Origin of the sequence: Paenibacillus typhae, assembly GCF_900099765.1 — a bacterium.
Taxonomy (GTDB): Bacteria; Bacillota; Bacilli; order Paenibacillales; family Paenibacillaceae; genus Paenibacillus_AQ; species Paenibacillus_AQ typhae.
In genome coordinates this window covers 182,152-206,192 of the sequence record NZ_FNDX01000009.1, presented here as the reverse complement: position 1 = coordinate 206,192, position 24,041 = coordinate 182,152, and the positions used below count along the sequence as shown (strand labels likewise).

Below are 24,041 nucleotides of genomic sequence, written 5' to 3'. Positions count from 1 at the left end.
AGCGAATGGCTGCGAAGACGCCTGCGAATGTACATCTGGAAGCAATGGAAGAAGCCCAAAACAAAGGTGCAAAACCTACACAAGCTAGGGATACCGGAGTGGCAGGCCTACCAGTGGGGGAATTCCCGACTTGGCTATTGGCGTATCGCCGGAAGCCCTGTACTGTCTCGTTCCATAACTAACGAAAAGCTCGCACTGGCGGAATATTATGACTTCCCAGCACAGTACGAGCAATTACGTAAATTGCACTAATGCGATTGAACCGCCGTATACCGAACGGTACGTACGGTGGTGTGAGAGGTCGGCTACTCAGTCAATGGGTAGCCTCCTACTCGATTGTTACAAATTATGGATGATATTGTGAAAATACTGAAACCTTTGCCGACACAAGATCGTCTATCATGGGAGAATATGAGACTATCACAATTTGCATGCGATGAATGACCAGGGAGGAACCTAGCAGTGAGCACTTCATCATTACCCCAGCGCTCAAGCGCCCGCAAGAAAAAGCCCGCCAGGAAGAAGCGTAAGAAAGTGAGCTTTCTCCGCAAATTTACCAGAGCGTTTATGTTCTGTTTATTGCTGCTGACCATTGGCATGGGCTGGCTGTATTTTGCACCCTCTGCCAGCAATTTTCGTTACTTGATAGCAGATACGTTAATAACAACACAGCATCGTTATATGGCAAAGTATATTATCGGTAAAGATGAACTAAAGAACAGAGTAGCGGAGTATAATCAGCGCTTTGTTAACATGGGAGATGAGGTGGATACCCATACCATTGCCACTCCCCCACCCAAAGATAACGATGAAGCCCCGGCAGAGAAGCCGCTGGTGGAAATTGAAAAAGTCAGCGGAACCGGCTATGCGGGTTATGTAATGACAGTGAATGATCCTACCAAAGTCCGGCTGGGTATTCCAAACAAAGCAGGCTCCGGTGAAAAGGTGTCCAGTATGGTAACGCGCACCGGCGCTATTGCCGGAGTTAACGGTGGAGGCTTCGCCGACCCGAACTGGAAGGGTAACGGATTTAAGCCGATTGGGCTCGTGATCTCCCAGGGCAAGCTTTTTTATAACGGGCTTGGGGGCAAGACCTCTACACAAATTGTCGGATTAGATAAACAGGGGAAAATGATAGCCGGCAACTATTCGCTGGAAGAGCTAAGCAAGCTTGGGGTTCAGGAGGCCGTTTCTTTTCAGCCGCGGATTATCGTGAACGGCAAAGGGCTGATCAAAAATGCAGCCGAAGGCTGGGGCATCGCCCCGAGAACGGCTATGGGCCAGCGTGCTGACGGTGCGCTGCTGTTTGTTGTCATTGACGGCAGACAGCCGGGCTACAGCATCGGGGCCAACCTGTATGATGTCCAGCAGATTATGCTCAAGCATGGGGCTGTAATTGCCGCCAATCTGGATGGAGGTTCATCTACCGTTCTGGTCAAAGATAATGAAATTGTCAACAAACCTTCCTCGCAATATGGCGAACGTTATTTGCCGACGGCTTTTCTGGTATTCGAGCATCCGGAGCAGGTGCAGATCGATAATATCTGGGAAGGTCTTGATCCGTCCCGGATCGATGCCGCCAAGAAGCGGACCCAGTAGACACCGGACGGGAATTAAAGGTATGCTACTTGTTATACACCAGATTCGCACAGGCATCAGCCTTAGGTAAGAGGGGGAACAGGTTTGACATTGCAGCAGCTCCGCTATGCTATTGAGATTGCCAACAGCGGCTCGATGAACGAAGCGGCCAAACGGCTTTTTGTGTCGCAGCCCAGTCTCTCCAATGCGATCAAGGAACTGGAGAACGAGCTGGGCATTATTATTTTTGAACGGACCAACCGGGGAATCAGTGTATCAGCCGAAGGCGTTGAGTTTCTTGGCTATGCCAGGCAGATCATCGAGCAGACCGAGTTCATGGAGAACCGGTACACCGGCAAGAAGCGCAGTCCGGTTTATTTTTCCGTATCCACCCAGCATTACGCCTTTGTTGTAGATGCTTTTGTGCGTTTGATGAAGGAGCGGGAGCTTGCAGAATATAATTTCAGCCTGCGGGAGACACAGACCTTTGAAATTATTGAGGATGTGCGGACATTGCGCAGCGATCTTGGCATTCTGTACATCAATGAGAGCAATTATAAGGTGATGAACAAGCTGTTCAGTGACGGAAACCTCAAATTTACGCCGCTGTTCAATACCAATCCGCATGTGTATGTGCGGGCGGGGCACACTTTGGCTTCCAAAGAGTCTATTATACTCGAAGACATTTTGCCGTATCCGTACATTACGTTTGAGCAGGGAGATAACAATTCACTGCATTTCTCGGAAGAAATGCTTAGCTTCACCCAGATTGAGAAAAATATCAAAGTAACGGACAGGGCCACTTTGTCTAATCTGCTGCTTGGGAGCAACGCTTACACGATCGGGACAGGCATCATGGCCTCTGATCTGAACGGCAACGGGGTGGTGACCATTCCCTATGAGAGTAATGAAGTGTTTACTGTCGGCTGGATTGCCCATAAAGACCGTAAGCCGAGTGAAATTATGTCCGCTTATATTGATCTGCTGAACGATCTGGTTGCCAGCAGCTATTTTGACATGAATCAGTTTTTACTATAACAGCAGGAGGGTCGTATGATCAGTCCAATTACGGGTTCCGCCAGAACTGCCCCTCCCTTTCGCTATGATATCGTGGGCAGCTTTCTGCGCAGTGAGGGCATCAAGACAGCGCGCAGCTTATTCGAACAGGGGGAGATAACCGCTGCACAGCTTCAGGAGATTGAGGACAGAGAAATTGCTGAACTGCTGAAGCAGGAAAAGGCACTGGGTCTCAAGGCTGTTACTGACGGTGAATTCCGCCGTTCGTGGTGGCATCTTGATTTTTTTCTGGGAATAACAGGCACACACAAAATCATTCTAAATCAAGGCCATAGTTCGGCCAAGGAAAATGCGCAACGGGCTGAAAGCTTTAAGATTACCGGAAAAATATCATTCGGCGATCACCCGATGCTGGCCCATTTCACCAGACTGCAGCAAATGGCCGGGGATACGATGGTCAAAATGACAATACCTGCCCCGTCCCTGTTCCACTTCGTACAGGATTACAATGGAAACGAGATTTATCCTGACCGGGATCAGCTGTTCCACGATATTATTGCAGTATACCGTGCGGCTATCCGGGCTTTTTATGATGCAGGCTGCCGCTATCTGCAGATGGATGATACGACGTGGGGAACGCTGTCGAGCGGCAGACACCGGGCGCATCTGCGGAGCAGAGGTATTGATCCGGATCAATTAGCCAGGGACTACGTGTCGCTGATCAACGAGAGTATCGCAGACAAGCCTGAGGATATGACGATCGCGCTGCATGTATGCCGCGGCAATCTGCGTTCAACGTGGTTCGCAGCAGGCGGCTATGAGCCGGTTGCGGAGACGCTGTTCGGCGGGGCGCAGGTGGATGCCTTTTTCCTGGAATACGATAACGAGCGTTCCGGTGACTTCGCTCCGCTGCGGTTCATCAAAGACCAGTTCGTGGTGCTGGGACTTGTCACAACCAAGCATGGCGGGCTGGAGAATAAGGAGCAGCTGAAGCTGCGGATTGCCGAAGCGGCGGAATATGTGGATATTAACAAGCTTTGTCTAAGTCCGCAATGCGGATTTGCATCTTCCGAGGAAGGGAATATTCTTACGGAGGAAGAGCAGTGGGACAAAATCCGGCTCGTTATTGAGACCGCGAATGAGGTATGGGTGTAGGACCACTATAGCAAGTTAGGACAGGGAAAAGAATAGGGATGTTCCGGTCTGCCTGAGCGGCTGCGGGACATCCCTGTTTTGTTATTTTGCCGGTACCGGGCTAAGTTTGCTGTTGTTGGAAGCTCAACTGAGCGGAATAGCTGCACTCAGTACACTTAAAAAGCCCTTAAGCCTGCGATTGCAGCGTTTAACTGTAGTTTGTACAACTATTTGTGCCCGAAATAACCAGAATGAGCATATTGCTGATTTTTAGTTGCACAGAATACACTTATACGTGTAATCCGGGGGAAAACCGGCATTATAGTTGTATAAAGTGCAGTTATCCTACCAGTTATCGGAACCACTCACTAACTACTGCCCAGAAGCAGCCGCATCTGCATTAAATCCCCTGTTAGTCACATAGTTGTCAATACTCCAGACCCTGAGGCGGGATTCCCGCGCCTTCGTTTCGATCTCCCTGAAGTCATCTACATACCTGGTATCCGGCGGGAAAACAGCCACTCTGGCCAGCCCCTGCTCCAGCAGCAGCTCGTTAACCATCTGATCATCCACATAAGCATATGCCAACAGCCTGCCATACTGATCTCTTTCTGATTCGTCAAATTCAAGATGAACTCTCTGTCCTGCTAGAAGCTCCTCTGTATAGTCACGCGCTTCCAGAGCATAGGGCTCTGGCTCGTCTCCAATCTCCGGTGTGTCAATCAGCAGCAGGCGTACTTTCTCGGTATCTCCTTCATCGGTGCGGATTCGGAAGGTGTCCCCGTCGATGACAGAGGTGACTTCGGCTTCCATTGTTTTGGAGGTATATATGAATGTGCCAGCCACTTGGAAATCCCTTAATATGAAAAAATTCTGTATGGAAGTAGCCTTCTCAACAAGTGAAGTTCCAGGTGCGGTAACAACCATTAAAACGAAACTCACGGCTCCTGTCAGTAGTGAGATTTTGTTAACATGCTTGCGGGATTTCCTGGCGGAAGCACTCCTGCGGCCGGCAAAGGACGGTTTGATTAAGCTGACGACCCAGACGATGATTGCCAGTATAGTAAATAATAGAAATAAAACTGCCGTAAAAGATTCATTTGATAACATCCGTTAAGGTTCCTCCATAAATAATAATGTTGCCAGTGTAGCAGAAAATAGCACCATTGAATACCTGTACATAGCCATCAGCAAAAGTAAGCTTTAAACACAAATTAAACATCATTTACATATTTGCCCAAATGAATTATGGTTACGGCAGGAGGGATGTTATGGATCCATATGCTGAGCGGCAGGTTGAGCGCAGGGCCAGACCGGGAAAAAAAAGAAATATGTTCATTGTGCTTGTGATTTTGTTGGGAGTGCTTGCATTACTTAATCCGGCTACTGAGGATTTCGCGGAGTATGCCGCTGATGATCTGCAGGAAATACTGGGCCCGTCACTGCCAGGTGGCCTTAATCAAGCTGTGGTCCGGCCGTTGGTACAGAGCCTTGCGGAAAGGGATAGTTACATAATTTTTTCAGTCTTCAGTCTGCCAAACATTCAGGACAGCAGCACCTTTATTGGAGATATCACAGCGAAGAAGCGTTACTTAGGCGTATTCAAAATCTTTTTCATTGAGTTGTAGTTTGAAATGCAGCCTGAAATTTAAGCTTGAAATAGCACCGCAAATCATGTTTAAATAGGTGTAATTGGATAAGAAAAGCGATGATGAGAAGAGTAGTTAAGCAAACGTTGTTCCCAGAGAGCTCCAGCCCGGTGAAATGGAGCAGCAATGTGCCTGACGAATAAAGTCTCTGAGCTGCATACGGAATTGGGTAGAATGATCGCTCAAGGATGGTATGACGGGAGCTCCCGTTACAGAGCTAGGGTATAAGCGTGATGGCCGTACCCGAAGAGGCGGGCCTGGCAACATGTCCGCGAACAGAGGTGGTACCACGGTGCTTATGACAGCTCCCGTCCTCAAGATGACAATCTTGAGGACGGGAGCTTTTTTGTTTTTTTTATTACAAAACAGAGGGAGATTATTAACATGCATTGGGCACAAAAAATCGCAAATGACTTGATCAGCAACCATCCGGACCGCCAGACCTTTGTATGCGCATCTGGCATCAGCCCGTCGGGCTCGGTTCATATCGGCAATTTCCGCGAGATTGTCACCACTTATTTCGTCACTCAGGCGCTGCAGAGAGCCGGTAAGGATGTCCGTTTTATTTTTTCGTGGGATGATTTCGACCGTTTCCGTAAAGTTCCGGCGCAGCTGGATTCCTCCTATGAGCAGTATATCGGCTTGCCTTATACCAAGGTCCCATGTCCCTGCGGCGCCCATACTTCCTATGCGGAGCACTTTGAACAGGAATTTGAACAGGCGCTATCGGCCTTTGGCATCACACCTGAATTCATCTACCAGAGCCGTGAATATCAGTCTGGCAGGTATAACCAGGCTATACTTCACGCCCTGCGCAGCAGAGAGGAAATCTACGACATTCTGATGATGTTCAAAACGGGCAAAGCTACTGCGGAGGAACGGGCAGCCTTCTATCCGATTCAGGTCTATTGTGAGCGTTGCGGAAAAGATACGACCAGCGTACATGCTTTTGACGAGGAATCAGAGGACATTATCTATAGCTGCAAATGCGGCTGTTATAACACGCTGCACGTTCCGCAGGCAGCAAATATTAAGCTGCACTGGAAAATAGACTGGCCGATGCGCTGGGGGATGGAGGAGGTCGTGTTCGAGCCCGGCGGCCGTGACCATTCTTCCGAGACGGGGAGCTACAATGTTGGCAAGGTCATTGCGGAGAAAATATTCGGAAACCAGCCGCCGTATTACGTTCCTTATGAGTTCATCAGCATCAAGGGCAGCCAAGCCAAAATGTCCAGCTCGTCCGGCCGGGGCTATACACCGGATGATCTGCTGAAGGTATACGGGCCAGAGCCGATCCTCTTCATGTTCGCCAAATATCAGCCGGATGCAGCCTTCAGCATCGGCCTGGATGAGGATGTCCTGCGCAACTACACGGAATTCGAGCGGTTCCGCAAAGCTTATGCCGCCAGGCAGCTGGAGAATGAGGACATCCGGGCGGCTCTTGAGCTGGCCCTGCGAAATCCCGCAGACTCGGAACTACCGGGCTTCAGCCAGATTGCGGCCCTGCTGCCGCTGATCAACTGGGATAGCGGTCTGCTGCAAAGACTGCTTAACCAGGATGGCGTGCAAGCCGTTGAAGAGGAATTATTCCGGCAAACCGCAGAACGGGCGGAGCACTGGATCAGACATTATGCCCCGCACAAGCTGGTAACAGTGAATAGCAGCCCGGACCGGGTACTGTACCAATCACTGGAGGCTGCTGAACAAGAGCGGGTCATAGCATTCTGCGGCTTGCTCCGTACCGGATTTTCCAGTGAAACTGAGTTCATGCAGCAGGTGTATGCTATTTGTCACGATGCTGACAAAAAGACGATGAGAAGCAATCAGAAGCGGCTGTTTATTATCCTTTATCAGCTGATTCTGCAGCAGCCGGAGGGTCCAAGGGTTCCTGTACTTGTTCAGGCGCTGGGCAAAGAGCGCGTGCTGGCGCTGCTGGACTTCTAAACGAAGCTCCGGTGCTCTTTACGGGATCGTCCCAAGAGAGGTATAATATAACGGACTGTTTATAACTTATGTTGGAAAGTGAGTCGAACACTATGGGCCGTAAATGGAATAATATTAAAGAGAAGAAAGCATCCAAGGATGCCAATACAAGTAAGGTCTACGCCAAATTCGGCGTTGAGATTTATGTAGCAGCGAAGAAAGGCGAACCGGATCCGGAATCGAACCGTGCACTGAAGGTCGTTCTGGAACGCGCCAAAACCTATAATGTACCGAAGGCCATTATCGACCGTGCTCTGGAAAAAGCCAAAGGCAGCGGCGACGAAAACTATGTGGAGCTGCGGTATGAAGGCTTTGGTCCGAACGGCTCGATGATCATTATTGATGCATTGACCAATAACGTGAACCGTACGGCTCCGCTTGTCCGTTCCGCCTTCAGCAAAAACGGCGGGAACATGGGTGTCAGCGGATCAGTAACGTATATGTTTGATCCGACCGCCGTTATCGGTGTAGAAGGCAAATCCGCTGAAGAAGTTATGGAGCTGCTGATTGAAGCCGACGTTGACGTGCGCGATGTACTGGAAGAGGACGAGGCGGTCATCGTATACGCTGAGCCAGACCAGTTCCATGCCGTACAGGAGACGCTGCGCGGTGCCGGTATTACGGATTTCACCGTAGCTGAGCTTACTATGCTTCCACAGAATTATGTGGAGATTCCGGAGGATGCCGAGGCCCAATTCGAGAAGCTGATCGATGCTCTTGAAGAACTCGATGATGTACAGCAGGTCTATCACAACGTTGATTCCGAATAATCCGGGCTGTTCATTGCCACAATAAGGTGAAATGACAAGTAACCTTAAGGAGGCAGTGCAGTGACGAACCATAGCAAACCGGATAAAAACCTGATGAACACTGTGGATGAGCTGGATCATGCGGCTGTTACCAGCCAGCAGGCACAGCAGATGGAGCAGAAGAAGCTCGACATCCGCAAGGAGTCCCTTAGCGATGACAAGACAACTTATAAGAAGAATGAACAGAATTCTTATAAGTAATGACTGCATCCATACGGATTTAAGGGAGCGGCAGGAGATGATCCTGCTGCTCTTTTTTATTTTACAGGGGAGGGATAGAAGCAATATGGCGGAATTCCGGGTGCTTAGTGTTGTACATATCATGCTGGTCCAGAGCGGTCAGGTGCTGCTGCTTAGACGCTGCAATACAGGGCATATGGACGGTTATTACGGTTTTCCGGGCGGTAAGCTGGACGGCGGGGAAACGCTGCATATGGCGGCAATCCGTGAAGCGCGGGAGGAAACCGGGGTCCGGATTAATCCGGCACATTTGCATATGCTGGGGACAATGCATATTAAGACAGCGGACGCGGAACGGATTGATTTTTTCTTCCGGGCCGAGGAGTGGTCGGGTGAAGTGAGCAATATGGAGCCGGACAAATGTGATGAGCTGGGCTGGTTTGACCTGAACAAGCTCCCGGATAATACCCTGCCATTCATGACAAAAGCACTGGATGCCTTTGGACGCGGGGAATGGTTCATGGAATCCGGCTGGGATTAAGTGTACACAAGCCTTCCAGATTTAAAGGTTTAATATACTCATTGTTTACATAGCAGGAGGCCGGAGATGGATCATATTAGTACTGGAATGATCATAGTTTTAGTGGTTTGCGGCTTTCTGGCCGGATTTATTGATTCTGTAGTGGGCGGCGGTGGACTGATCTCGATTCCGGCACTGCTGTCGGCGGGCATACCGCTGCATCTGCTGCTAGGAACGAACAAGCTGGCTGGCACGATGTGCTCTTTTACCAGTACAGCTTCCTTTATCAGGTCCGGTAAAATCAATTTTCAGCTCATCAGGCTGCTAATACCTTTCTCGATCGCCGGGGCGGTCGCTGGCTCCTTCACTGTCCGGCAGGTGCTTTCGGAGTTTCTGAAGCCGCTGGTCATCGTAATGCTGGTAGTGATTACAGTCTATACGCTTTTGAAAAAATCGTGGGGCGATGTATCCACCTTCTCCGGCGGCAGCAAAAAAACACGCCTGACCGGCATGCTGGTTGCCCTGATCATCGGGTTTTATGACGGTTTTTTCGGCCCGGGTACGGGATCGTTCCTGATCTTTGCCTTTCTGATGCTGGGCTTTGAGTTCGTGACGGCAGCCGGCAATGCCAAGGTGCTGAACTTTGCCAGCAACATCTCCAGTCTGCTTACGTTCGTGGCGCTGGGCTCGGTCAGCTACTCTTACGGCCTGGTGCTTGGAGTCCCGATGGTTATCGGCGCGATACTCGGCTCCAAGGTTGCGATCCGCAAGGGAGCAGGGTATATCCGACCGTTGTTCATTGCGGTAACGGTGATCTTGATCGGTAAACAGATATGGGATACAATGCACTAAACAGATCGGGACAGAGGTGGAAATATGGACATAAGGTTCATACCGAAGGAACAGGCATGGCAGCTAAGACATGAGGTCATGTGGCCGGAGCGTGAGCTGGATTATGTGAAGCTGGCCGATGACGATGCCGGGGAGCATTACGGGCTGTTCGAGGGTGAGCGGCTGATCTCCGCAGTTTCTTTATTCATTGAAGGTGATGAAGCGCAGTTTCGCAAGTTCGCTACTCTTGAATCCGAGCAGGGCAAAGGCTATGGCAGCAGGCTGCTGCAGCATGTGATGAAGGAGGCAGAGCAGCGGGGAGCCCGGAGAATCTTTTGCAATGCACGCAGCAATAAAGCCCCTTTCTATCAGAAGTTTGGACTGGCTGCAACGGGGCAGTCGTTCACTAAAGGCGGCAAAGACTATATTATTATGGAACGGTTCTTCGGACCAGCCGAAGCCGGAGCTGTAGACAGAAACGGAGCGGAGCAGACAAATGACTGATAAATTATATTATGAATCAGCTTTTATCCGGGAGTGGGAAACCAGGGTGAGCCGGATTGAGGAAAAAGCAGACGGGCTGTATCTTGTCCTGGAAAAGACAGCCTTCTATCCGCATGGAGGCGGGCAGCCGTGCGATACCGGCACCATCGGCGGTATTCCGGTGCTGGATGTCATTCTTGAGGAAGGCGAAGTGTTCCACAAAGTGGAGAGCCTGCCCGGAGGGGCTGAAGTCAGCTGCAAGCTGGACTGGGAGCGGAGATTCGACCACATGCAGCAGCACAGCGGGCAGCATTTGTTGTCGGCGGTATTCCGTGAGCTGTGCGGGGCGATGACGCTAAGCTTTCACCTTGGAACCGATTATGCAACCATCGATGTTGAGCTGACAGAGCTGTCACCGGCCAGAATGCTGGAAGTGGAGGCCGAGGTTAACCGGCAGATATATCTGAACAGCAGCATCAGCAGCTATTTCGTGAGCGGGGAAGAGCTGGCCCGCCTGCCGCTGGTGAAGCAGCCTACAGTGACTGAGAATATCCGGATTGTTGAAATTGAAGGAATTGAATATAACGCCTGCGGAGGTACTCATGTCCCGTCGACCGGGACCATCGGCATGATCAAGCTGCTGAGAGCGGACAAGCAGAAGGGCAACATCCGGGTGATGTTCAAATGCGGCGGCCGCGCACTGGCCGAGTTCAATGACAATGTGCGTATTCTGGGCGCCTTGTCCGTCAAATTCAATACCGGCAAGGACGAGATTATGGACCGGATTGAAAAAATGGAGCAGGAGCAAAAGCAGCTTCAGGCCGAGCTTACAGCGCTTAAAGAGCTGAATGACGGTTATGCAGCGGGTGAACTGCTGGCGGCGCAGGAGCCTGGCAGCCGGATTATCGCGCAGACCTATGAACAGAAATCGCTCAAGGATCTGCAGAGCCTTGCTGCCAAGCTGACTGCCTTGACCGATCTGCCGGTGCTGCTGCTGTCAGCAGCCGAGAATAAGCTGGTGTTCGCACAGAGCGGAAAAGCCGGGCTGTCCTGCGGTGCGTTCTTTAAGGAGCACCTCGGCGGCTTCGGGGGCAAAGGCGGCGGCAGCGACAAGCTGGCCCAGGCTGGCTTCACAGACTGGGAGCAGGCCCTGGCATTTTATGAATTTGTAAAACAGCAGTAATATACAAAACCTGCCTTAGGAAGGGATGGCCTGAATGGCTTATCCATTTTCCATGGCAGGTTTTTTAGTTGTATTAGGGTTGTTTTACCAGCCCATACGGCTGCACAGCGAGGTAATATGGGCAAGATGATGCTTGCCGTGCCAGGCGTAGATGCCGATATTTCTGCCTAATGAAACTACACCGGATTCCGGATGGATAAAGGTCTTTTCCAGATCGGCAGGAGTCAGCTCACGCAGAACGGTAACCCAGCGCTGATGCAGGTTTTCAATGAGTAAAAGGGATGGCTCAACCGGCAAGGCATAATCCGGAAGCTCTGCCCATTTTGCCTCCTCATAAGGCTTGATTACCGGCTTGTCTTCCGTTAGAGCCAGCTTAAACCGTACATAAGCATTCATATGACTATCTGCAACATGATGAATCACCTGCCGTACCGACCATCCGCCTGGACGATACGGAGTATCCAGCTGCTCCTCATTCAACTCTTTTACAGCCTCCCGCAATAGTCCCGGTAATTCTTCAATTTCCCTGATCCACGCGGTAGTAACACCAGCGGTAATCTCACCGGCATACTCAAACGGGCCAATCGGGTATCTCAAATCATTCTCCATAGTCAAAATCCCCCCAGTTAAGGATTATTTAATAACTTCCCCATTATAATCACTTCAAAGGATATGAGAAAGGGGAACAAAGCGTGTTTCTGAACATTCTGAAAAAGGATCTGCGCCGCAAAAAAACGATGAATATCGTACTGCTCGTGCTGATCACACTGGCAACAGCCCTGGTGGCGAGCGGAACAAACCTGATGTACACCACCTCATCGGCCATCGGGTATTTTATCGACAAGAGCAAGGTGGCGGACCACAGTGTCACCATTCCCGATACAGCGGAGAACAGGCAAAAGATTAAAGACTGGACCCGAAATCAGGCTATCGTCGGTGAGGTATACTCCGAGCAGCAGATCAGTGTAACCAGCCGGCAGATTAAGCTTCCGGCCGGCCGGAACGGCTTTTCAAGCAATCTGGTGCTTACACTGGCGACGGTGCCTGACAAGGTGAATTTGATTTTCAGTCAGGACGATCAGCAGTTCAAGCTGGATGCAGGCGAGATCGGGATACCGGTAAGCATCAGAAATGCTACCGGCATGGAGCTTGGCGACAGCATCACTATGAATTTTGACGGTATCACCAAAAGCTTTAAAGTAACAGAATTTTTCAAAGACGCCTTTTTGGGAGCTGACCTGATGGGGCTGAAACGGCTGATCCTTTCAGAGCAGGATTTTGCTGACATTCAGAGCGCATTACCTGAGGAAGCAATCTCAGTGCAGTATAGTTTTATGGCAGCTAAAGGAGTGGAGTCTTCAGCGGTAGCGGCAGCTTTTGCCAAGGAGGATCTGCAGGCGAATTTTCAGGTCGACAAGGGGCTTGTAAAGACCTCCTTCCTGACTGATCAGATTATTTCCGCCATGCTGTTTGTAATCAGCCTGTTTCTGATTTTTATAGCTTTTATGACACTGAGATTTACCATTGTGTCTACGCTGCAGGATGAATACCGGGAGATCGGCGTGATGAAGGCCATCGGCTTCAAGAACGGATCGATCAAGGGACTATACCTGGCCAAATATTCAGGCCTTGCTGTTATGGGGGGAGCTGTCGGGCTGATTGCCAGCTTTCCGCTAAGTGCCCTGATGTCCCGCAAAACGGCAGAATATATTATCCTGCCCGGCGGCATAGCCAATATTATCATTTCCATTATGAGTGCAATAGCAATTGTTCTGCTGACCCTGCTGTTCTGTGTCCTGTGCATGCGCAAAATTAATAAAGCTTCTGCGATCGACGCGATCAGACAGGGCCATACCGGCGAAAGGTTCAAGCCTTCACGCAGGTTCCATCTTCACCGCAGCAAGCGGCTGCATCCGATGCTGTTTCTGGCAATGAGCGATGTTGTGAGCCGTCTGAAAAGCTATACCACCCTGATTATCACCTTTATTCTTAGCGCAGCTATCATCATTATCCCTATCAATCTGACCAATACGATTCTCACACCGAAATTCATAAGCTATCTGGGAACAACGGAAGCGGATTTCTATACGAAAGCCGTCGTGGCTGATATACCGCTGAATGAGATCCGCGAGGAGCTGTCGAAGGTAGAGCAGCAGTTTAAGGATCAGAAGTTCGATGTTCAGCTTTCTTTGGAGTACACGGCATTGACAAAGTATATATCCGATAACGGCGAGAGCAACAGAAGTATCTCCGGAACGAAAAACGAGCCTGCGGCCAATCTTGAGTATCTGCAGGGAACGGCTCCTGAGCTGGCTAATGAAATAGCGATTACCAGCATTATGTCGGAGGTCTATCACAAAAGTCTTGGTGATTATATTGTATTTGAAATAGACGGCCGGCAGCATTCCTTCCTGATCACCGGTATTTTTCAGGCCATATCGAATGAAGGCTATATGGTCCGGCTGGCCGGGGAATTTTACCCGCAAATAACAACGTCTTATATGATCACCGGCATGATTAATGCACCGGATCAGGACAAGGCTGCAATAACAGCAGAGATGAAGCGGTTATTCAGCCAATATGAAATCAAGACTGCTGATGAAATGCTGAAGGAGGTCATCGGCGGCTTTATCGGTCAGCTGAAAAGTGTGATCAGCCTGCTTACGGTCATTGTGTGCCTGATTATCTTTTTTATTACAAGCCTGTTTGTACGGCTGCTTATCAGCAAGGAGATCCAGGGCATTGCCGTTATGAAAAGCCTTGGTTTTACAGACGGGCTGATCCGGCTGTGGCAGGTGCTGCGGATTATGATTCTGCTGACAGGCTCGCTGACTATAGGCGTGCTGGGAGCCAATATTCTCGGTGAACGGCTGTTCGGCTTCGTCTTCCGGATGTTCGGGCTTACCGAGCTTCACTTTCAGATTATGCCGCTGCAGGTTTACGTGCTGTACCCGCTGGTGATTCTGACCGTAGTGGTAACGGCGGTATATACCAGCTGCGGACAAATCAAACACATCCACGTCTGGAATATGAATAAAGAATAATCAGGAGGAATGAAGCGATGACTACCATACTTGAAGTTACCAATCTGTGCAAAACCTATATCGTGAACAAAAGCCAGCATAATGTGCTGCGGAATATTAATTTCACCCTGCATGAGGGAGAGTTTGTGTCGGTCATGGGACCTTCCGGCTCCGGCAAATCTACCCTGCTCTATACGGTCAGCGGGATGGACCGCCTGACGGCGGGAGAGGTGCTGTTTAACCGGAAGCAGCTGTCTCAGCTGTCGCAGAATGAGATCGCAGAGGTACGGCTGCATGAGATGGGTTTTATTTTTCAGCAAATGTATATGCTCGGCAACCTGTCGGTCTATGATAATATCATATTATCGGGCTATCAGGCGATTAAGGGCAAAGGAGATAACCGCAGCCGGAGTGACATCAACGAACATGCCGACAAGCTGATGCGGAAGCTCGGGATCATCGAAATTGCTGGACATGATATTGCCGAGGTGTCGGGCGGACAGCTGCAGCGGGCCTGCATCTGCCGGGCGTTGATCAACGCACCCCGGATGCTGTTTGCCGATGAGCCGACCGGAGCACTGAACTCCAAAGCCGCCAAGGAAGTGATGGAGGAGCTGTGTCGGATCAACCGGGAAGGTACGACGATCATGATCGTCACCCATGATGTGAAGGTAGCCGCGCAGACTGATAAGGTTCTCTATATGGTGGACGGCAACATCCAGGGCGAGCTGAAGCTTGGCAAATTCGCTGAGGCGGAGGGCGTCAGAGAACGGGAGCGCCGGCTGAATGAGTGGCTGATGGGGCAGGGATGGTAGGCAGGGGAATAGCTTTATAGATTGAACTTCATAAAGTACCCAAGATAGAATTACTGCTAGTTCAAGCTATAAAGTGGCTAAATGTCGCCTACCCTGCCATAGAGAGATAGAGAGATACAGGAGGGATGGTATTGGCTGATATTTTGGTCATTGAGGATAATCTGGAGCTGTCTGCGGTTATACGGGATTTTCTGGAGGCGGAGGGCTACTCTGTAGCATCTGCTTCCAGCGCGGAAGAGGGACTGGAGCTTTTGGACAGCCAGGCGGTAAAGCTGCTGCTGCTCGATATTATGCTGCCCGGGATCGACGGCTTTGCCGTGTGCAGACTGGCCAGGGAAAAATACAATCTGCCGATTCTGATCATGAGTGCCCGGCACGGGGATGACAACAAGATCATCGGGCTGGAGCTGGGGGCTGACGATTATCTGGAAAAGCCGTTTACCATTCAGCTGCTGATCGCCAAAGTAAAGGCACATATGCGCCGGAGCTATGAGATGAATGACAACAGGCAGCTGCTGACAGACGGCGACCTGCTGGTCAACCGCTCCTCCATGCAGGTGTTTCTGGCAGAAGCTCCGGTGTCCATGACAATGAAGGAATATGAGCTGCTGGTGCTGCTCCTGAATAACCGGGGCAAGGCGCTGCGCAAGGAGTGGCTGTTCGGGCAGGTGTGGGGAGCGGACAGCTTCAGCGAGCCGTCTACATTAACCGTACATATTAACAAGCTGCGGGAAAAGATTGAGCTTAATCCGAAGCAGCCGAAACGGATTGTAACGGTGTGGGGAGTGGGCTACAAGTATGAAGCGGTTTGACCGGCTGATTCTCTGCACGATAAGTATCGGTATCGTGGTGATTGCCTTGTTTACCGCTTATGGCTTCAAGCTGGCTGGAGACTCAGGAGACAAAGCATACCGGATTGAGGTCAACCGTATTACCCGGGAGGTAAGTGACGGGCGTGAGCCCGGTGAACTTAAGCTGGACGGATATACTTATGTGCGAAATGCTGCATGGCTGGAATGGGAAGCAGAGCCGGAGGCCGTGCGCGGATTTTTTGACGGCACGGGTGTGCAGAACAATGCCGAGTATACCGTTAAGCCTATATACCGTGGAGTTGAGCCGGCAGGTTATTTGAGGCTGGAGTATTCATCCGGTGCAAGCCGTTCACCGCTGCTTCTGCTGACGGTCATACTGCTTGGTACAGCACTTGCTGCCATATGTGGCCTGCTAATTTACATCCGCAAGCAGATTATCAGGCCGTTCCATACGATCGAGGAGCTTCCTTATGCATTATCCAAGGGCAATCTGACCCAGGATATGAAGGAGAGCAAAAGCAGGTTTTTTGGCAAATTTGTCTGGGGGCTAAACCTGCTGCGCGAGACGCTGGACCGCCAGAAGCAGACCAATCTGCGGCTGGAAAAAGACCGCCAGACCCTGATCGCCTCCCTGTCGCATGAGCTCAAAACACCAGTCGCAGCGATTAAGCTGTACTCCAGTGCGCTGGCGGAAGGGCTCTATGACAACGAAGACAAACGCAGGGCATCCGCCAGCCTGATCGGCCAAAAGGCCGGACAAATAGAGCAGATGATCAGCAGCATCATCGCTGCATCCGTGTCCTCCCTCCAGGAGACAGAGGTGCACGTAGCGGAATTTTACCTGAAAGACTGGATCAGACGGGTGACGGATCATTACAAGGAGCGCCTTGAACTGCTCAGAATCCGTTTCGATGTAGCTATACCTGACGACAAGCTGCTGCTTGGGGACCCGGATAAGCTGCTTGAGGTGATGGACAACCTGCTGGAGAACGCGATCAAATACGGGGACGGCACGCTAATAAGAATCAGCTTCCGGGAAGAGGATTACCGTCAGCTGATCCTCATCGAGAACACCGGCGCTCCCGTTCCGGCTTCCGAGCTGCCGCATATCTTCGCCAGCTTCTGGCGCGGCTCGAACAGCGCCGGCAAGCAGGGCAACGGGCTGGGCCTGTTCATCTGCCGCCAGCTGATGCGCAAGATGGACGGAGATATTTACGGTGAGGCATCTGCAGAAGGGATGCGGTTTGTGCTGGTGTTGCGGTACTGAAATGATAATAGAGAGTATGCGAAGAGCCTTGGAGTTTATAGGGCTCTTTTTTATGATGTGTCTAATACAATTTAATTTATATAATTCCTGTGTCACAAAAAAGGTGGCTGCCTCGTTCTATATGCAAACTACAGAAGGAGTAGATTGCATGAAAACATTGACATGTGTTGTTATCGGTGCCGGGTATGCGGGGATTCATGCTGTGAAGGAAATCCGGAAATGGTTCAAGGATCAAGCAGGGAAGTATCCGCTGCGGCTTGTCATGATTGATAAAAATGATTTCCATCTGCGTAAAGTATTAATGTTTAGACCGGCCGTTTCGAATGAAGATATACGAGTTCCACTGACTAAGCTGTTTCCGGACGGTGTTGAATTGGTGCAGGGCATCGTATCCAACATTAATGCACAAGAAAAGAAGCTGCTGTATGTGAATCCTTCGGGAGTGGAGCATGGAATGAGCTATGATGTGCTCATTGTAGCAGCGGGCAGTGTGATCCGGCAGCCTGATCCCGGACATGGCGGGATTCCGCTCACTTCACTGGAAAATGCTCAGAAAATCCGCAGCAAATGGCTAACTAATCTGGAACAGGCTGCTGCTGAAAATGAACCAAGTGAACGCGACCGGTTGCTGCAAATTGTCGTTGCGGGAGCTGGAATTAGCGGCATTGAGACTGCGGCAGAGCTGGCTTACTACGCCCGCAAGGATGCTGAGCGGCTGGGACTTGACCCCAAAGCCGTAACAATTGACCTGTACAATGCACACGAGCGTCTCTTTTTGGACGGTCCAGCCAAAGTAGGGTTGAGACTGGAACATCTCCTCCGGGACATCGGTATAAATACTCTGCATAATAAACGTGTAATCAAAGAAGAAGATGGGGTATTATGGTTATCAAGCGGTGAGTGCCGGCCTGCAGGTTTATGCATCTGGACACTCGGGCTGCAGCCTAATCCGATGCTGTCAGCGATCGGCCTGCCAGTAACCTCGGAAGGATACGTACAGGTAGACTTCAGCTATAGAGTAGCAGATATGCCGGGTGTATACAGTATCGGTGACTGCGCCAGAATCATAGACCCGGTCAACGGCCTTGTAGACGGCAGGACTTGTAAGGAAGCAATTCCCCAAGCGGCCCGGCTTGCCAAAATCATCCTGGCAGATCTCGAGGGGCAACAGGCGCCGGTCCATGAAAGCTATATGAATTTGTTCTGCATCGGACTAGGTCCCGGTAAAGGATTAACCTGGGTGAATAAGTGGGGACTCGATTTTGTGATCACAGGGAAATTGAGCTGGAAAATCAAAAAATATACTTGGGATACAGCGAGTATGCTGACGACTTAACAGGTATGAGTTCAAAAAAACGGGGGCGGTGGAGATAGAGGAATTATACCGTCAGTACAAAAAATTAATGCTTACGCTGGCTTATCAAATGACGGGTACATGGTCCGATGCGGAAGATGCCGTTCAGGACGTTTTTCTCAAAGTATACAATGTGAACCCGGCTGGCCTGACCGAAGAGCCAAAGGCGTATTTGTGTAAAATGGTCGTAAACCGCTGCCGGGACCTGTATAAATCGGCCCGCAGGCGAAGGGAATATTATGCCGGTGAGTGGCTTCCCGAACCCATCCCTACTGCGGAGTCGGATCCGCTCCATTTCATAGTCCGTGATGAGCTGCTGTCCTATGCAGTCCTGGTAATGCTGGAGAAGCTGTCACCGGCAGAGCGTGCGGTATTCGTATTGCGCGAGGCTCTCGGCATCGAATACGGTGGAATCGCCGAGATCATTGGTAAAAGTGAGATAAACTGCCGGAAGCTATTTAGCCGCGCAAAGATGAAAATAGGCACAGGTGCAGGAGAGCCGGATGTCGTCGAGAGTGACAAAGAGTTGTGGGTTCGCCGGTTCCTGGCCGCACTTGAGCGGGATAATACAGAGCAGGTCATCTCCATGCTGGCTGATGATGTCATTCTTATTTCCGATGGGGGAGGGAAGGTATTCGCCGCCGTCCGCCCGATCTCACAGCCCGATTCCGTGTCCAAATTTCTATTTGGTTCTTTCCATAAATTGTACCAGCAAGAGGGAGTACAGATCGAGATTAGCAAGATCAACGGCCAGACCGGGGTCATCTTCCGTGTGGGAGAGCATGTCGATTCCGTTGCATTATTTCATAGTACCGGACACGTAATCCGCAACATTTATCTTATCCACAATCCCGATAAACTCAGACATTTTGAACATTCCTGAGTTCTAACGTGAAAGGATTGGACCGCGGCAAATATTGAATAACTATGTGGGTTGTCAGGTATAGCAAGCTTTTCGAGGGGGAGAGGGTATGGTAACTGCAGTAAATAATCTAACGGAAGACAAGAAGGCTGAGTTAATAGATAAATACGGCCTATCTGTTAAGCATGATCCTCCAAAAGACAACCTGTTTCAAGGTGACTTTGGCTTTTCTATCAATTATCCGACACTATTAATGTTAGCTATTGTTGTGTTAGCGGCAGTATTTTTATTGTATATCTTCTTCAAGAAAAGAAAGGTATAAAGAGGAGCACTCAGAGATATAACACGGAAATCCCGCTAATTAGAGTTATTCCCTCCAGTTTGGGTAATATTGGATATACCTGAATGAAGTGGAGGCGGGAAAAATGAGAACTTTTGGACGAGGCGTGCTGTATTCCATAATTGTCATAGCGGTCCTACTTCTTATTTCGTTTATAATCGGTGATACTGTAACCCTTCCCTGGTATATTTTTATTCCATTGTTTGTTCTGGTTTGGGCGCTGGCCGTCTATCAGGAAGGCCGTAACCGTTCCAGGCAGGGATAGATAATGCGTTTCACAGGATTGATCAAGCACGGCAAACCGCCCATAATGAGAAGGGATGGTTTGCCGTGTATTTTGTATGAGGTACATACAGGTGTATATAAAGAAAACGAACTATACTTTTGGAGGTGTACTGTCAGCAAAAATGACCAAGAATATTACAATCGGGCTGCTTGCCCATGTCGATGCCGGAAAGACGACCTTCGCCGAGCAGCTGCTCTACCATACAGAAGCGATCCGCAGCAGGGGCAGAGTGGACCATAAGGATACTTTTCTGGACACCCATGAGATTGAAAAAGCGCGCGGCATCACCGTATTCGCTGATCAGGCGGAATTCAGCTACGGTGATTCACGTTACTTTTTGCTGGACACTCCCGGCCACGTCGATTTTTCTCCGGAGATGGAGCGGGTACTCCAGATTCTCGATTATGCCGTTGTGATTGTCAGCGCAGTTGAAGGTGTGGAGGGTCATACGGAGACGGTATGGCAGCTGCTGCGTTCACATGGGGTTCCGACCATCTTTTTTATCAATAAAATAGACCGGACCGGTGCCGATCCGCAGCGTGTGCTAAATGAGATCCGCCAGCTGCTCAGCGAAGATGCCTTGATGCTGCCGGAGCTTGATGCTGGCGCTGTGAATGAGGAGCTGTGCTCTTTTCTGGCGGAACGGGATGAGGGGCTGTTTGAGGCTTATCTCGATGGAAGCCTGGACGAGCCGGCCTGGAAGGAGGCGCTGGTTAAGCTGGTACGGCAGGGCAAAATCTTTCCTTGCATGGCAGGCTCCGCTCTGCTGGACGAAGGGATCGGCAGCTTCCTCCGTAATCTGGATGCGCTTGCGGTCACGGAATATGATTACCGTCTGCCTTTTGCCGGAAGAGTATACAAGGTCCGCTACGATGACAAGGGCACAAGAATCACTTATATTAAAGCGCTGCAAGGTGTACTTAAGGTACGGGAAGAGTTAACCTGCGGTCCTGCCGGAAAGCGGATCTCTGAACGGATTACCGGTATCCGGCGGATTAACGGGTCGAAGACGGCAGCGGCCGAATGGGCTGCGGCGGGTGAATTGTTTGCCGTTACCGGCGTAACGGCTGCCGGCCCGGGGGAAGGCGTCGGAGAGCTGGAAGATACCATAGAAAGCGGACTCGTTCCTGCGCTAAAATCCAAAGTCTGCTTCGAACCTCCGGTTCACCTGAAAGAGGTGCTGCAGGCGTTTCAGCAGCTTGGTGCAGAAGATCCTTCGCTGAATGTAAGCTGGGATGAAATACTTCAGGAGCTGCAAATTCAGGTCATGGGCCAGATCCAGCTGGAGGTGCTGGAGCAGGTGCTCCGGGAACGGTTCCGAATTCAGGTAACTTTTGGTGATCCGGAGATTCTGTATATGGAGACGATAAATAGCATGGTTTACGGCTGTGGACATTTTGAACCGCTCGGCCATTATGCCGAGGTCCATCTGAAGCTTGAACCGGGTGAACGCGGAAGCGGCGTTACGGTACATAACAAGTGTCATCCTGATCATCTGGCTATCGGCTATCAGAATCAGATTGTTCAGGTGCTGCTGGAAAAAGGGCATCACGGCCTGCTGACCGGCTCGCCGCTGACCGATGTTCAGATTACGCTCCTGAGCGGCAGGGCGCATAACAAGCATACCTCCGGCGGAGATTTCCGGGAAGCCGCGCTGCGTGCCTTGCGTCAGGGGCTGGAGCAGGCGGAGAATGTGCTGCTGGAGCCGTTTTATGATTTCAAAATCAGAATCCATGCCGATCATGTAGGCAAGGTGATGTCCGATATTCAGCAGGCCAGCGGCAGCTTTACCGCACCTGAAATGAATGGTGAAACGGCTGTGTTGACCGGAACGGTGCCGGTTGCCACATTCATGAATTATCCGGTCAGGATGGCATCCATGACCCAAGGCAAAGGGGCTCTGTCCCTGCGGGCCGGCGGGTACCAAGTCTGCCATCAGGCGGGACAGATCATCGGCATGAAGCAATACGATAAGAATGCCGATCCGGCTTATCAGTCGGCTTCGATCTTTTGTGCAAAAGGACAGGCCTATGCGGTTCCTTGGGATGAGGCGGCCGGGCATATGCATGTTAAGCCGGATCTCTGAGACATTTAGCGGATAAACTGTGTAGGACATCTGTCCTTTAAGGAGCGGGGGAGATAGCTTTTAATGAATAGAAGCAAAGGCCTTAAATTTCGAGGAGGATAACAAATGACCACAGTGATAGACAAGATTGCCTGGATTCATCTTGTAGACGGGAAGGTGCTCGGCGCTCGTTCTCACGGTAAAGACACCTATTATTTCCCCGGAGGCAAACGGGAAGCGGGCGAGACGGACAACGAAACGCTGATACGCGAGATTGAAGAGGAATTGACGGTACAGATTATTCCGGAGAGTATCCGGCATTTTGGCACATTTGAAGCTGAAGCACATGGTAAAGAACCCGGTGTGCAGGTGCGGATGACCTGCCTGACTGCAGAATATAACGGTACGCTTGCACCGGCTGCAGAAATTGCTGAACTGGCCTGGCTTACGTTTGCAGACAGGGAGCGGGTGTCGGCGGTCAGCAGGCTGATTTTTGACCGGCTGCATGAGATGAAGCTGTTATCTTAATTGAGTTAATGTTTATTAAAGGCCCGTTTCAGCCTCTTATAATGAGGATTGAACCGGGCTTTTTGGTGCAAAGCTAAGGGGAAATTGTAATTTAGGACATATGTCCTTCACGGATTACGCCGGATGTCATTTAATTAAGGCAGAGAACACATAGAGGAGAGAAGACATGAAGGGGATTATTTTTGCTTTTATAGGCGGGGCCTGCATTACGCTGCAGGGGGTCGCAAACGCACGGATCAGCCAGGACATCGGCACTTGGCAGGCAGCAACTATCACACAATTAACCGGTTTTATTATGGCTTTGGCGATTCTGCTGTTCGTACGCGACGGGAAGAAGCAAGGCTTTAAAAAAGTAAATCCGCTGTACTTGACCGGTGGCGCACTGGCGGCGTTCATTATTTTCAGTGAGGTAACCGCTATTCAGCATGTGGGAGTTACTTTGACTATATCCGCACTCCTGATCGCCCAGCTGTTCATGACCTTTATGATTGACAGTAACGGCTGGTTCGGAGTAGTGAAGCAAAAAATGCGCCTGCCGCAGTTCATCGGAATCGGAATGATGATTGCCGGCGTGCTGATTCTAAAACTTTAATGCAAAGAAGGGGATAATTTTTATGATAATCGGCATTATATTGGCATTGGTGGCAGGAGCGCTTGTAGGCCTGCAGAATATTTTTAACAGTAAAGTCAACGAGCATACAGGCTCTTGGTCGACCACCACGCTCGTACTCGGGATGGGCTTTATCGCTTCACTTATTATGGGGCTGATTACTCAGGGGACCGGGATGTTTACACTACAGCATATGCAGCCGTGGTACTGGTTCAGCGGAGTGATCGGCGTCGGCGTAGTTATCTGTCTGGTGCAGGCAACGAAGCTGCTTGGAGCGACCTTTGCGATTGCAATCGTGCTGACCTCGCAATTAGGATTCGCGCTACTGTGGGATTCCCTTGGCTGGATGGGGCTGGAAAAGGTTCCCTTTAACCTGAATCAGCTGCTCGGTGTGCTAGTCATCGTCGGCGGTATTCTCGTCTTTAAACTGGGCGGAAGAGGGGAAAAAGGCGGGCAGGAAACGGCTGCGGCGGATAAGAAGCGCCAGACTGCGCTGGGCACAAAATAACGGATAGGCCGGAGCTTCCTGGGAGGGGAGCTTCGGTCTTTTTTGTTGGTGTTTGGTTGGCTGACTGTAGAGTGAGGGTGAGTGGACAAGGCAGTTGAGTTGGCAAGAAGGAGGGCTGGTGTGATCGGAGTATAAGGGGGATCTTTTTGTCTTAGGCGGAAGTTGCCTGGGGGAGTAAAGTAACGGGAAAAATCCCATTATTAT

The 24,041-nt window shown here is 50.5% G+C and carries 26 protein-coding genes, 1 pseudogene and 1 other annotated feature; of the genes and pseudogenes, 25 read left to right on the top strand and 2 right to left on the bottom strand.

Going from position 1 to position 24,041, the window contains the following annotated elements; translation table 11 throughout:
- From BLR64_RS30545 to BLR64_RS10900, 4 genes and pseudogenes are all read left to right on the top strand, one after another.
- A pseudogene (locus BLR64_RS30545) lies at positions 1 to 252 on the top strand (group II intron reverse transcriptase/maturase); the annotation flags it as partial.
- A 210-nt stretch (positions 253 to 462) separates the two neighbouring features.
- On the top strand, positions 463 to 1,599 hold the full coding sequence (locus BLR64_RS10910) for a phosphodiester glycosidase family protein (protein ID WP_090714139.1): 1,137 nt from the start codon (positions 463 to 465) through the stop codon (positions 1,597 to 1,599).
- Between the two features lie 84 nt (positions 1,600 to 1,683).
- Complete coding sequence (locus BLR64_RS10905) at positions 1,684 to 2,616, top strand: LysR family transcriptional regulator (RefSeq protein WP_090714138.1); 933 nt, start codon at positions 1,684 to 1,686, stop codon at positions 2,614 to 2,616.
- A 15-nt stretch (positions 2,617 to 2,631) separates the two neighbouring features.
- Positions 2,632 to 3,750, top strand: coding sequence for a 5-methyltetrahydropteroyltriglutamate--homocysteine S-methyltransferase (locus tag BLR64_RS10900; protein WP_090714137.1), 1,119 nt, complete (start codon positions 2,632 to 2,634; stop codon positions 3,748 to 3,750).
- Between the two features lie 351 nt (positions 3,751 to 4,101).
- Here BLR64_RS10900 and BLR64_RS10895 read toward each other — a convergent pair whose 3' ends face one another.
- Positions 4,102 to 4,575 carry a thermonuclease family protein gene (locus BLR64_RS10895; protein ID WP_244157667.1) on the bottom strand — a complete coding sequence of 158 codons (474 nt, stop codon included), beginning with the start codon at positions 4,573 to 4,575 and terminating at the stop codon, positions 4,102 to 4,104.
- Between BLR64_RS10895 and BLR64_RS30285 the strand changes: the two genes are divergently transcribed.
- From BLR64_RS30285 to BLR64_RS10855, 9 genes are all read left to right on the top strand, one after another.
- Positions 4,559 to 4,846 carry a hypothetical protein gene (locus BLR64_RS30285; RefSeq protein WP_167360641.1) on the top strand — a complete coding sequence of 96 codons (288 nt, stop codon included), beginning with the start codon at positions 4,559 to 4,561 and terminating at the stop codon, positions 4,844 to 4,846. The genes BLR64_RS10895 and BLR64_RS30285 overlap by 17 nt on opposite strands.
- Before the next feature lie 154 nt (positions 4,847 to 5,000).
- Complete coding sequence (locus BLR64_RS10890) at positions 5,001 to 5,357, top strand: hypothetical protein (RefSeq protein ID WP_090714136.1); 357 nt, start codon at positions 5,001 to 5,003, stop codon at positions 5,355 to 5,357.
- A gap of 71 nt (positions 5,358 to 5,428) precedes the next feature.
- Positions 5,429 to 5,697, top strand: a binding site (T-box leader).
- 65 nt (positions 5,698 to 5,762) lie between these two features.
- Positions 5,763 to 7,322, top strand: a complete 1,560-nt coding sequence (gene lysS / locus BLR64_RS10885) for a lysine--tRNA ligase (RefSeq protein WP_090714135.1) — start codon at positions 5,763 to 5,765, stop codon at positions 7,320 to 7,322.
- Positions 7,323 to 7,414: 92 nt separating this feature from the next.
- Positions 7,415 to 8,131 carry a YebC/PmpR family DNA-binding transcriptional regulator gene (locus BLR64_RS10880; RefSeq protein ID WP_090714134.1) on the top strand — a complete coding sequence of 239 codons (717 nt, stop codon included), beginning with the start codon at positions 7,415 to 7,417 and terminating at the stop codon, positions 8,129 to 8,131.
- Positions 8,132 to 8,191: 60 nt separating this feature from the next.
- Entirely contained in the window at positions 8,192 to 8,371 is a 180-nt protein-coding gene (locus BLR64_RS10875) for a hypothetical protein (protein ID WP_090714133.1), read from the top strand.
- Positions 8,372 to 8,456: 85 nt separating this feature from the next.
- Positions 8,457 to 8,891 (top strand): NUDIX hydrolase, encoded by a 435-nt coding sequence (locus BLR64_RS10870; RefSeq protein WP_090714155.1) that lies wholly within the window; start codon positions 8,457 to 8,459, stop codon positions 8,889 to 8,891.
- A gap of 66 nt (positions 8,892 to 8,957) precedes the next feature.
- Positions 8,958 to 9,722, top strand: a complete 765-nt coding sequence (locus tag BLR64_RS10865) for a TSUP family transporter (protein ID WP_090714132.1) — start codon at positions 8,958 to 8,960, stop codon at positions 9,720 to 9,722.
- 24 nt (positions 9,723 to 9,746) lie between these two features.
- On the top strand, positions 9,747 to 10,205 hold the full coding sequence (locus BLR64_RS10860) for a GNAT family N-acetyltransferase (RefSeq protein WP_208607162.1): 459 nt from the start codon (positions 9,747 to 9,749) through the stop codon (positions 10,203 to 10,205).
- Positions 10,198 to 11,367 carry an alanyl-tRNA editing protein gene (locus BLR64_RS10855; protein WP_090714131.1) on the top strand — a complete coding sequence of 390 codons (1,170 nt, stop codon included), beginning with the start codon at positions 10,198 to 10,200 and terminating at the stop codon, positions 11,365 to 11,367. The genes BLR64_RS10860 and BLR64_RS10855 overlap by 8 nt, the downstream gene beginning before the upstream one ends.
- Positions 11,368 to 11,451: 84 nt before the next feature.
- Here the strand turns inward: BLR64_RS10855 and BLR64_RS10850 are convergent, their stop codons facing one another.
- Complete coding sequence (locus tag BLR64_RS10850) at positions 11,452 to 11,976, bottom strand: YfiT family bacillithiol transferase (protein ID WP_090714130.1); 525 nt, start codon at positions 11,974 to 11,976, stop codon at positions 11,452 to 11,454.
- Between the two features lie 83 nt (positions 11,977 to 12,059).
- On the opposite strand from BLR64_RS10850, the gene BLR64_RS10845 reads away from it, so the two are divergent.
- From BLR64_RS10845 to BLR64_RS10790, 12 genes are all read left to right on the top strand, one after another.
- Entirely contained in the window at positions 12,060 to 14,411 is a 2,352-nt protein-coding gene (locus BLR64_RS10845) for an ABC transporter permease (protein WP_090714129.1), read from the top strand.
- A 17-nt stretch (positions 14,412 to 14,428) separates the two neighbouring features.
- Entirely contained in the window at positions 14,429 to 15,205 is a 777-nt protein-coding gene (locus BLR64_RS10840; protein WP_090714128.1) for an ABC transporter ATP-binding protein, read from the top strand.
- A gap of 131 nt (positions 15,206 to 15,336) precedes the next feature.
- Positions 15,337 to 16,017 carry a response regulator transcription factor gene (locus BLR64_RS10835; protein ID WP_090714127.1) on the top strand — a complete coding sequence of 227 codons (681 nt, stop codon included), beginning with the start codon at positions 15,337 to 15,339 and terminating at the stop codon, positions 16,015 to 16,017.
- Positions 16,004 to 17,284: a sensor histidine kinase gene (locus BLR64_RS10830; RefSeq protein ID WP_090714126.1), complete on the top strand. Its 1,281-nt coding sequence runs from the start codon at positions 16,004 to 16,006 to the stop codon at positions 17,282 to 17,284. The genes BLR64_RS10835 and BLR64_RS10830 overlap by 14 nt, the downstream gene beginning before the upstream one ends.
- A gap of 148 nt (positions 17,285 to 17,432) precedes the next feature.
- Positions 17,433 to 18,620, top strand: a complete 1,188-nt coding sequence (locus tag BLR64_RS10825) for an NAD(P)/FAD-dependent oxidoreductase (protein ID WP_090714125.1) — start codon at positions 17,433 to 17,435, stop codon at positions 18,618 to 18,620.
- Positions 18,621 to 18,648: 28 nt separating this feature from the next.
- Entirely contained in the window at positions 18,649 to 19,521 is an 873-nt protein-coding gene (gene sigJ, locus BLR64_RS10820; protein ID WP_341833379.1) for an RNA polymerase sigma factor SigJ, read from the top strand.
- An 88-nt stretch (positions 19,522 to 19,609) separates the two neighbouring features.
- Positions 19,610 to 19,822, top strand: a complete 213-nt coding sequence (locus BLR64_RS10815) for a hypothetical protein (protein WP_090714124.1) — start codon at positions 19,610 to 19,612, stop codon at positions 19,820 to 19,822.
- Positions 19,823 to 19,925: 103 nt separating this feature from the next.
- Positions 19,926 to 20,105 (top strand): hypothetical protein, encoded by a 180-nt coding sequence (locus BLR64_RS10810; protein ID WP_090714123.1) that lies wholly within the window; start codon positions 19,926 to 19,928, stop codon positions 20,103 to 20,105.
- A 142-nt stretch (positions 20,106 to 20,247) separates the two neighbouring features.
- Positions 20,248 to 22,212, top strand: a complete 1,965-nt coding sequence (locus BLR64_RS10805) for an elongation factor G (RefSeq protein WP_090714122.1) — start codon at positions 20,248 to 20,250, stop codon at positions 22,210 to 22,212.
- Between the two features lie 105 nt (positions 22,213 to 22,317).
- Positions 22,318 to 22,719 carry an NUDIX hydrolase gene (locus BLR64_RS10800; protein ID WP_090714121.1) on the top strand — a complete coding sequence of 134 codons (402 nt, stop codon included), beginning with the start codon at positions 22,318 to 22,320 and terminating at the stop codon, positions 22,717 to 22,719.
- Positions 22,720 to 22,885: 166 nt separating this feature from the next.
- Entirely contained in the window at positions 22,886 to 23,311 is a 426-nt protein-coding gene (locus tag BLR64_RS10795; protein ID WP_068724547.1) for a DMT family transporter, read from the top strand.
- Positions 23,312 to 23,333: 22 nt separating this feature from the next.
- Positions 23,334 to 23,837 carry a DMT family transporter gene (locus BLR64_RS10790; RefSeq protein WP_090714120.1) on the top strand — a complete coding sequence of 168 codons (504 nt, stop codon included), beginning with the start codon at positions 23,334 to 23,336 and terminating at the stop codon, positions 23,835 to 23,837.
- Positions 23,838 to 24,041: the final 204 nt, after the last annotated feature.

What these genes read in the sequence shown, in the direction of transcription:
- lysS (WP_090714135.1), top strand. Translation starts at nt 5,763, where the DNA reads ATGCATTGGGCACAAAAAATCGCAAATGACTTGATCAGCAACCATCCG.
- BLR64_RS10830 (WP_090714126.1), top strand. Translation starts at nt 16,004, where the DNA reads ATGAAGCGGTTTGACCGGCTGATTCTCTGCACGATAAGTATCGGTATC.
- BLR64_RS10865 (WP_090714132.1), top strand. Translation starts at nt 8,958, where the DNA reads ATGGATCATATTAGTACTGGAATGATCATAGTTTTAGTGGTTTGCGGC.
- BLR64_RS10900 (WP_090714137.1), top strand. Translation starts at nt 2,632, where the DNA reads ATGATCAGTCCAATTACGGGTTCCGCCAGAACTGCCCCTCCCTTTCGC.
- BLR64_RS10815 (WP_090714124.1), top strand. Translation starts at nt 19,610, where the DNA reads ATGGTAACTGCAGTAAATAATCTAACGGAAGACAAGAAGGCTGAGTTA.
- BLR64_RS10805 (WP_090714122.1), top strand. Translation starts at nt 20,248, where the DNA reads ATGACCAAGAATATTACAATCGGGCTGCTTGCCCATGTCGATGCCGGA.
- BLR64_RS10855 (WP_090714131.1), top strand. Translation starts at nt 10,198, where the DNA reads ATGACTGATAAATTATATTATGAATCAGCTTTTATCCGGGAGTGGGAA.
- BLR64_RS10890 (WP_090714136.1), top strand. Translation starts at nt 5,001, where the DNA reads ATGGATCCATATGCTGAGCGGCAGGTTGAGCGCAGGGCCAGACCGGGA.
- BLR64_RS10880 (WP_090714134.1), top strand. Translation starts at nt 7,415, where the DNA reads ATGGGCCGTAAATGGAATAATATTAAAGAGAAGAAAGCATCCAAGGAT.
- BLR64_RS10840 (WP_090714128.1), top strand. Translation starts at nt 14,429, where the DNA reads ATGACTACCATACTTGAAGTTACCAATCTGTGCAAAACCTATATCGTG.
- BLR64_RS10860 (WP_208607162.1), top strand. Translation starts at nt 9,747, where the DNA reads ATGGACATAAGGTTCATACCGAAGGAACAGGCATGGCAGCTAAGACAT.
- BLR64_RS10870 (WP_090714155.1), top strand. Translation starts at nt 8,457, where the DNA reads ATGGCGGAATTCCGGGTGCTTAGTGTTGTACATATCATGCTGGTCCAG.
- BLR64_RS30285 (WP_167360641.1), top strand. Translation starts at nt 4,559, where the DNA reads ATGAATGTGCCAGCCACTTGGAAATCCCTTAATATGAAAAAATTCTGT.
- BLR64_RS10825 (WP_090714125.1), top strand. Translation starts at nt 17,433, where the DNA reads ATGAAAACATTGACATGTGTTGTTATCGGTGCCGGGTATGCGGGGATT.
- BLR64_RS10810 (WP_090714123.1), top strand. Translation starts at nt 19,926, where the DNA reads ATGAGAACTTTTGGACGAGGCGTGCTGTATTCCATAATTGTCATAGCG.
- BLR64_RS10790 (WP_090714120.1), top strand. Translation starts at nt 23,334, where the DNA reads ATGATAATCGGCATTATATTGGCATTGGTGGCAGGAGCGCTTGTAGGC.
- BLR64_RS10800 (WP_090714121.1), top strand. Translation starts at nt 22,318, where the DNA reads ATGACCACAGTGATAGACAAGATTGCCTGGATTCATCTTGTAGACGGG.
- BLR64_RS10850 (WP_090714130.1), bottom strand. Translation starts at nt 11,976, where the DNA reads ATGGAGAATGATTTGAGATACCCGATTGGCCCGTTTGAGTATGCCGGT.
- BLR64_RS10795 (WP_068724547.1), top strand. Translation starts at nt 22,886, where the DNA reads ATGAAGGGGATTATTTTTGCTTTTATAGGCGGGGCCTGCATTACGCTG.